This window comes from Bacillota bacterium (assembly GCA_012837285.1).
Taxonomy (GTDB): domain Bacteria; phylum Bacillota; class DTU030; order DUMP01; family DUMP01; genus DUNI01.
This window is the reverse complement of record DURJ01000044.1, coordinates 1-6,844: the sequence shown is the minus strand read 5'-3', so window position 1 is coordinate 6,844 and position 6,844 is coordinate 1. Positions and strand designations below refer to the sequence as shown.

9 protein-coding genes are annotated in these 6,844 nt (G+C 54.6%); 1 reads left to right on the top strand and 8 read right to left on the bottom strand.

Features of this window, described 5'->3' with window-relative positions:
• The first annotated feature begins 385 nt into the window (after nt 1-385).
• A complete protein-coding gene (locus GX016_02695; GenBank protein ID HHT70474.1) occupies nt 386-643 on the top strand; it encodes an AbrB/MazE/SpoVT family DNA-binding domain-containing protein in 258 nt (85 codons plus the stop codon).
• Between the two features lie 82 nt (nt 644-725).
• Here GX016_02695 and rsmI read toward each other — a convergent pair whose 3' ends face one another.
• From rsmI to GX016_02655, 8 genes are all read right to left on the bottom strand, one after another.
• Entirely contained in the window at nt 726-1,619 is an 894-nt protein-coding gene (gene rsmI, locus GX016_02690) for a 16S rRNA (cytidine(1402)-2'-O)-methyltransferase (protein ID HHT70473.1), read from the bottom strand.
• A 20-nt stretch (nt 1,620-1,639) separates the two neighbouring features.
• Nucleotides 1,640-1,933: a DNA replication initiation control protein YabA gene (locus GX016_02685; protein ID HHT70472.1), complete on the bottom strand. Its 294-nt coding sequence runs from the start codon at nt 1,931-1,933 to the stop codon at nt 1,640-1,642.
• A gap of 142 nt (nt 1,934-2,075) precedes the next feature.
• Nucleotides 2,076-2,891, bottom strand: coding sequence for an RnfABCDGE type electron transport complex subunit G (locus GX016_02680; GenBank protein ID HHT70471.1), 816 nt, complete (start codon nt 2,889-2,891; stop codon nt 2,076-2,078).
• 102 nt (nt 2,892-2,993) lie between these two features.
• Nucleotides 2,994-3,683, bottom strand: a complete 690-nt coding sequence (locus GX016_02675) for a stage 0 sporulation family protein (protein HHT70470.1) — start codon at nt 3,681-3,683, stop codon at nt 2,994-2,996.
• A gap of 18 nt (nt 3,684-3,701) precedes the next feature.
• Nucleotides 3,702-4,667, bottom strand: coding sequence for a DNA polymerase III subunit delta' (holB, locus tag GX016_02670; GenBank protein ID HHT70469.1), 966 nt, complete (start codon nt 4,665-4,667; stop codon nt 3,702-3,704).
• Nucleotides 4,668-4,677: 10 nt separating this feature from the next.
• Nucleotides 4,678-5,007: a hypothetical protein gene (locus GX016_02665; GenBank protein ID HHT70468.1), complete on the bottom strand. Its 330-nt coding sequence runs from the start codon at nt 5,005-5,007 to the stop codon at nt 4,678-4,680.
• A gap of 12 nt (nt 5,008-5,019) precedes the next feature.
• Complete coding sequence (tmk, locus tag GX016_02660; GenBank protein ID HHT70467.1) at nt 5,020-5,634, bottom strand: dTMP kinase; 615 nt, start codon at nt 5,632-5,634, stop codon at nt 5,020-5,022.
• Nucleotides 5,631-6,844, bottom strand: a 1,214-nt coding sequence (locus GX016_02655) for an aminotransferase class I/II-fold pyridoxal phosphate-dependent enzyme (protein HHT70466.1), incomplete at its 5' end; no start/stop codon positions are given. The genes GX016_02655 and tmk, both read right to left, overlap by 4 nt.

Here is a 6,844-nt window from a genome sequence, read left to right as displayed (position 1 = left end):
TCACCATGAGGAAGGAAGATGGTTTCTTGAACATAAAAGAACCCCGACGTGTATACGTCATGGAACAAGTGATGCAGGGTAAGATCACCGTCAGGCACGCAGCAGAGGTTCTCGGTTTAAGCGAACGCCAAATAAATTGGCAGCACTGCCACATGGCAATAGGGGTCGCAAAACCAGACCAGCCGCGAGGACTGTCCCCATGGCAGACCGGGTTGGGCCTTTGGTCCTGTTCCTGTTTAGGGCCTGCTCTCTTTGGTTAAGGATACAAATCAACGCCATACCAGTACGGTCACCTAATTTTTGTAAAAAGCGTTGACTTTAATTGGAATTCCTGGTATACTTTACTTGTAACATGCTGTCGAAATGAAGGGAGAGAGTTGGAACCATGATGAAATCTACCGGAATAGTACGAAAGGTTGATGAGCTGGGCCGGGTCGTTATTCCTATTGAACTGCGTCGTACGTTGGATATAGCTGAACGGGACGCCCTAGAAATTTATGTGGATGCCGATAAAATCGTTCTAAGAAAATATCAACCTGATTGCGTATTTTGCGGCAGCGCTGAAGATGTGGTTTCGTTTCAGGGCAAAAACGTTTGCCAAAAATGCCTAATGGCTCTGCAGTCCAAAGCTGCCTCAGCCTGAAATTGCACTTAGCGCCCCGGACTGGCTAGTATTTACTTAAGCTCTCTATGGCCAGGCTTAAAGTTAGCAGGATGCCGACATCTTAGTTATTGGTGTTGGAATCCTGTTTTTGTTTTGCGGCCACCATCCGCCGATAGACTTCTCGCCGGGACAGCCCCAGCTTCCTAGCCGCCGCCCGCATAGCTTCTTTTCGTTCTAAGCCTTCCTCCTGGAACTGGGCTACCAACGAAACCGGATCCGACGGGGGCGAACCATGGGTCGCCACCAAAGGCTCCTCTTGCGGCAGCCGGCCTCTTAATACCAGGCATATTTCGCCCTTTATCTGCCGCCGGTCAAACAGGCGGACCAGTTCAGCTAAGGAACCTCGTTGGACCTCTTCGTAGACTTTGGTCAATTCTCTGGCTACCGCAGCCGGCCGCTCCGGGGCCAGCTCGGCCAAGTCTTTCAAGGTGCGCACCAGGCGAGTCGGCGCTTCATAAAAAATGCCTGTTTCCGGTCGAGACAGAGCGGTTAGGAATAGCTCCCGTCGTTCCTGGCCCTGTCGGGGGGGAAAGCCCCAGAACGTAAACCGCTCGGTGGGCAGTCCAGAAATTACCAAGGCCAGGGCAAAAGCCGTGGGTCCCGGTATTGCTTCCACCGGCACCTGATTCTCCACTGCTTGCTGTACCAGGTGGCAGCCAGGGTCAGAAATACCCGGCAAGCCGGCATCAGTCACCAGGGCCAGTTTTTGGCCCGCCAGTAGCCAAGTCACTGCTTTGGCCGCCATTTGGCGCTCGTTATGTTCGTGGTAACTGGTCAGGGCCGTGTGAAGGTCAAAATGAGCCAACAACCCCCGCGTCCGTCGGGTGTCTTCGGCCAGAATAAGGTCTACCTCTTTGAGGACTCTCAAGGCCCGCCCGGAGATATCCTCCAAATTGCCGATGGGAGTACCAACTAAATACAATTTACCCGGCACCAAATCACCCCCTGTACCCAGTCACCATCTCCCTTTTCTCTTTATGCTTGCTCAGAATGGTTTTCGCCTTTTCCTCTCCGAAGCAAAGCCGCACAAAACAGACACTCCTCCCCCTGGCGCTGACTGCCGAAATGCATGGGACAGATGTGGTAACCTTCTCGGTAGAGACGGGCTAAATTGGCATATCCTTCACCCAGGGTCTGCTGAACTCGCTCGGTTTCCCGGGGCCGCTGCACGTCCGGCCGGGTTAATTCTGCTTTCATATCCTGCACAGCTGCCAGGAGCAATTCCAGTTGCTCTTCTAACCAGTTCAGTTTGGTCTCCATATCGGCCACACCCAGCCGCCTCCCTACGATAATTCTCCTGCCCCGGTACAAACCGGCGACAATGCCGATCGGCTCAGGGCCATAACTTTATAGAAAAAGGGGGGCCTCTGCCTCCCCTCGATCTGGTCTGCCTAACAGTGGTTCTCCTAAGCTACTCTCCCGCTCGCTCCAACGCATCGGTTACCGCTGCCTTGAATCCTTCACTGCTAAAAGTGGCCCCGGAAACGTTATCCACGTCCAGAACTTGCTCCTGGAGCATGGCCTGACGTAGTTTTGGTAACGCTTTCGCCCCTACGTCCGGGGTTTCGCGCTCCTCCAGTAGTTGGATATCGGCAATCTTGCCGCCAGTTACCGTCACCTTTACCCTGATAAGGGCTTCAAAACCATGGGCTTGTCCTTCGTACTGGCCGTCAGGGATCTGACCTAAGTCAATAACCACCTGATCCTGGGCGTATTTCTTCTCGATTTCCGTTGCCACCAGCTTTATGCCTCCGGCTACCGACCGCGAAGAAATGGTAGCACCGCTGATAGCTTGAACATCCTTACCCACCAGAAAGTCGTCGGTGGTGCTTTTCCCGATAAATTGGTGGGCAAAGGCCGACTCCGCCACTCTAGCTCCTAAACCCGGGGTTTCGGAATGCTGCAAAACCTTAAAGCCGGTAACTTCGCTGTCAGCGTTTACGCCCAAGGCCAGTTTCATTACACCGCCAAACCCTTTTTGCGGAAACACCGCCACTACACCCACGTCATTGTTACCTTTCCGGCCCAGGTAAAAAACCTTGTCCCCTTCTGGATTAGGCACGAAGGTTTCAGCCTCAGGGAGCAATTCTTTGAGTGCTTCCTCTAATTCTCGTTGTTCGTTTTCGGCAATAATGGGCTCCGTCTTGGCGTTGGTAAAAGCCAGGAGTCCCGCCGCCACCATGCAAATAATCATCAGTGTGATGCCCAGGCGTACAGGACTTTGCACGTCTAATCTCCTCCCTGTAGCAGTATGAATTAATCTAACTTATATTCTACATCAAAAACGTCATTCCTGCCAAGTTAATTGGTGTTTCCTGTCTATGTGAATTCAGGAGCGTTTGCACCCTTCTTCCTTCCCCGGTGTGGTTTCATCCTTGTCATCGGCCGGTGCTTCAAATTTGAGGCAGCACATCAGACGGCCGCACAATCCGGAAATTTTGGTCGGGTTCAGCGATAGATTCTGCTCTTTGGCCATCCGGATAGACACCGGTTGAAATTCACCCAGGAAGGTTGTGCAGCAACAAATACGGCCACACGGTCCCAGACCGCCGATCAGCTTCGCTTCGTCCCGCACACCGATCTGCCTGAGCTCAATCCGGGTTCTAAAAACAGCGGCCAAATCCCGAACCAGCTCACGAAAATCCACTCGACCATCAGCAGTGAAATAAAAGATAATCTTCCCCCGGTCAAAAGTATACTCAACCTCCACCAGGTTCATGGGCAACCCATGGGCTGAAATCTTTTCTTGGCAAATATCAAAGGCCTCTTTTTCCTTGACCCGATTTTGTTTCACCTGCTCCCGATCTTCAGCTGTGGCTATCCGCATCACCTGTTTAAGGGGAGCCACCACTTCTTCGTCCGCCACTTCCCGCGGCCCCAGTACCACCTCGCCGAACTCCACCCCGCGAGCCGTCTCCACAATAACGCTTTGCCCCACTTGGAGCTCCAGGTCAGTGGGATCAAAATAGTATATCTTACCCGCTTTTTTAAAGCGAACCCCTATTACGCGCACGAATATCTCACCTCTTTACCACCATTATTGTTTCGGCGCAATAAGTTGTACCAGCAGCGCCTCCAAACTCAAGCGCACATTAACATTAAGCCGGCCAAAAATGAGCTGACTCGTCTTTTCTATAGCCTGGTTGCAGTTGACCAGGTCCTCACAACTATAGCACGATGCCATTTGAGCCACCGCTTCTTCTTGGCCCCGATGGTACATTCCCTGGTCAACACCGGTGTGCCAGGCGAGCAAATCCCGATACCAACCTTGCAGAAGCGGCAGAAAATATTCCGGCGCTTGAGCAAAGCTTTCGGCAGCGGTAAAAAGCGCCGTTTTCCCCTGGGGCAGGTCTCGCACCAGCTGAACAAACTGTTCCTGCTTCTGGATGGCATCATCCTCGACCCAGCTTTGGGCCGCCGCCAGATCTCCCCCTGCCAACTGAGCAGCCAAGTGCGCCTGCTCCGGGCTACAGCCGGCTGCCTGTAAGCGCTCGGCCACAGCGGCCGGGGGCAGGGGATGAAAGACAATCTCCTGACACCGAGACACAATCGTGGGCAGCAGCGCCTGCTTATGCTCGGCGACAAGAATAAGGATTGTATCCGCCGGCGGTTCTTCCAACGTCTTCAGCAAATGGTTGGCTGCCTCCGGCAAAAGTTTCTCCGCTTCGAGCAGAATGTATACTTTGGTCCGGCCCACCAGGGTGGTGGTGCCGGCCCGACGGCACAGAGCCCGGATTTGATCTAAGCGCAAAAAGCGCCCCTGCGGGGTTAAGACCTCCACATCAGGATGACGGCCGGCAGCAATCAGGTTGCAGCTCCGGCAGGTACCGCAAGGTGCACCGGTAGCACAGTTTGCCGCTTGAGCCAGCAACAAAGCCGCCTCTGTTTTGCTGTCTGAATCCGGCCCTAAGAATAGATAGGCATGGGCCACCCGTCCCCGGGCCAGGTAATTTTGCAGTAATTTAGAAGCGGCCGGTTGATTCTTAAGTTTCTCCCAGCCCATAACCACCCTCCTACAGCTTGCGGAAATCCTCCACCGCCAGCACGAACACCGTTGCTCCCCCCACATTCACTTCCATCGGATAGGGGACATAAGTGTCCACTGCGCCACCCAGCGGAACCCAAGGCGTTACTGTCTGTTTGCGCGAACGACAGGTTTCCTCGATAAGCTGAAGTACTTCCTCCACTTTTTCGTCTTTAGCCCCCACCAGTAGGGTGGTATTGCCCTGCCGCAAAAACCCACCGGTAGAAGCCAGCCTGGTGGCTCGATAACCGCCACTTAATAGTTTCTCCAGCAAATGCGGCGCATCCTGATCTTGGACTACGGTTACGATAAGCTTCATATTCGCGCCTCCTTAACTAAACAATAAACCCCGGACCTCTTGCCTCACCAAGGCCTGGATCGTTTCTATATCTTTGTTATCGGCCGCTATGACTCGAATCCGCTCCGGCTCCTCCTGGGCTAAGGTTAAATACCCTTGGCGCACCCGGTGAAAAAAACCCAGGCTTTCTTGTTCTAAGCGGTCACCCCGTCCAGTGCGCGCCAACGCAACCGCTGGGGTAAGATCAAACAGCAGAGTCAGATCCGGTTTTAGCCCACCGGTGGCCCCAGCCAGCACTTGGTCGGCCCATAACCGCTTAAGCCTGCGCCCATACACTTGATACGCCCAGGTAGAATCGCTAAAGCGATCGGCAATAACAGTCCGCCCGGCTTGAAGGGCCGGTTGGATCACTGTACCCGTAAGTTCTGCCCGGGCAGCTGCATAGAGCAGCAGCTCGGCAGCCGACGTTTGCGGTCCGTCGGCGGCGGAAAGAAGAAGGGACCGTATTTTTTCGCCCAAGGGTGTTCCACCCGGTTCTCGAACAGACACTACCTCAAGGCCTTGTTCCTTGAGCCACGCCTCCAGCAGTCTAAGTTGGGTCGTCTTACCGGAGCCGTCGATACCTTCTAAGGTTATAAACACTATTATTCCTCCACCACGGCCACGCCCAGCCGCTGATTTTCATTTTGTGCTATCCCCTGAACCGGTATACCTAAACGAACATAGATCGCCAAAACTTCCACCGTCTTGGGGGTAAATTCTTCCCCCGGCCACACCAGCGGTACTCCCGGCGGATAAGGTACCACGGCTTGGGCGGCAATTCTACCCACTGCCTGCCCTAGCGGCACCGTACAGTGGCCAGCATAAGCCGCTGCCCGCGGTAACAGGGTCCCCTCTGTTATCGCCGGTATGGACGGCAACGCCCCGGGACCGGAAGCCCCTGGCCGCCTTTGCTGAGCCAACTCGGCTACAGCCTGTACCGCCATCTGAACACTGCCCTTGTCGTCTGCCGGTGTAACCACAAAAAGTAAGGTATCAAGTTCAACTAGTTCTACTTGAATTTTATGCTGACGCTGCAAATAAAAAGCCGCTTCCGGGCCTGTCATCCCTAAATCACTAACACTTATTGTTACTTTGCAGCGATCGCGCTCCACAGCCGCCGGCGGTAGCTCCGACCAAACGCCAATAGAAGGGATCGTCAGTAAAGCGGAACTAAGTTCTCCGGCCAACTGCCGGGCCCGCTCCCAGTCTTCCCGGCCTCTTTGGGCTGCCCGACGGCGAGCCAGATCCAAAGATGCCAGCAGCAAATACGAAGGGCTGGAACTTTCCAGCCAGCGCAGGGCCTCGGCTACCCGCTGCGGGGAAATACGCTCCGTGCCCAAATGCAGCCATGAGCTTTGAGTGAGCGATCCTAACAGCTTATGAGTGCTTTGCGCCGCCGCATCGGCCCCAAGCCGAAGCGCCCCTGCTGGAAAATCAGGATGAAAGTAAAAGTGCGGTCCGTGGGCTTCGTCAGCAATTACCGTCAGCCCAGCCTTTTGGGCCGCCTGGATCAGCTCCGCCGCCGGTCCCACCAGTCCATGGTAGGTTGGATGAACCAGCACTAAAGCCCGGGCATCTTCATGCCGGTCTATAAGACGTAGTGCCGCCTCTTGATCCCAGCCAGCCACCATACCCCACTTCGGATCCACTGTGGTCGGGTAAAAAACCGGTTTAAGATCACCTAATATCATTGCCGACAGCAAAGAGCGATGCGCATGGCGCGGTAGCAGCACCTTGTCCCCTGGCTGCGTTGCCGCTAACAGAGCGGCAATGAGGCCGGCACTGGTGCCGCCTACCAAGAAGAATGTATGACGGG

Bases quoted from the DNA above. Each gene is read 5' to 3' on its own strand.
- GX016_02665 (HHT70468.1), bottom strand. From the start codon at position 5,007: ATGAAGCTTATCGTAACCGTAGTCCAAGATCAGGATGCGCCGCATTTG.
- GX016_02695 (HHT70474.1), top strand. From the start codon at position 386: ATGATGAAATCTACCGGAATAGTACGAAAGGTTGATGAGCTGGGCCGG.
- holB (HHT70469.1), bottom strand. From the start codon at position 4,667: ATGGGCTGGGAGAAACTTAAGAATCAACCGGCCGCTTCTAAATTACTG.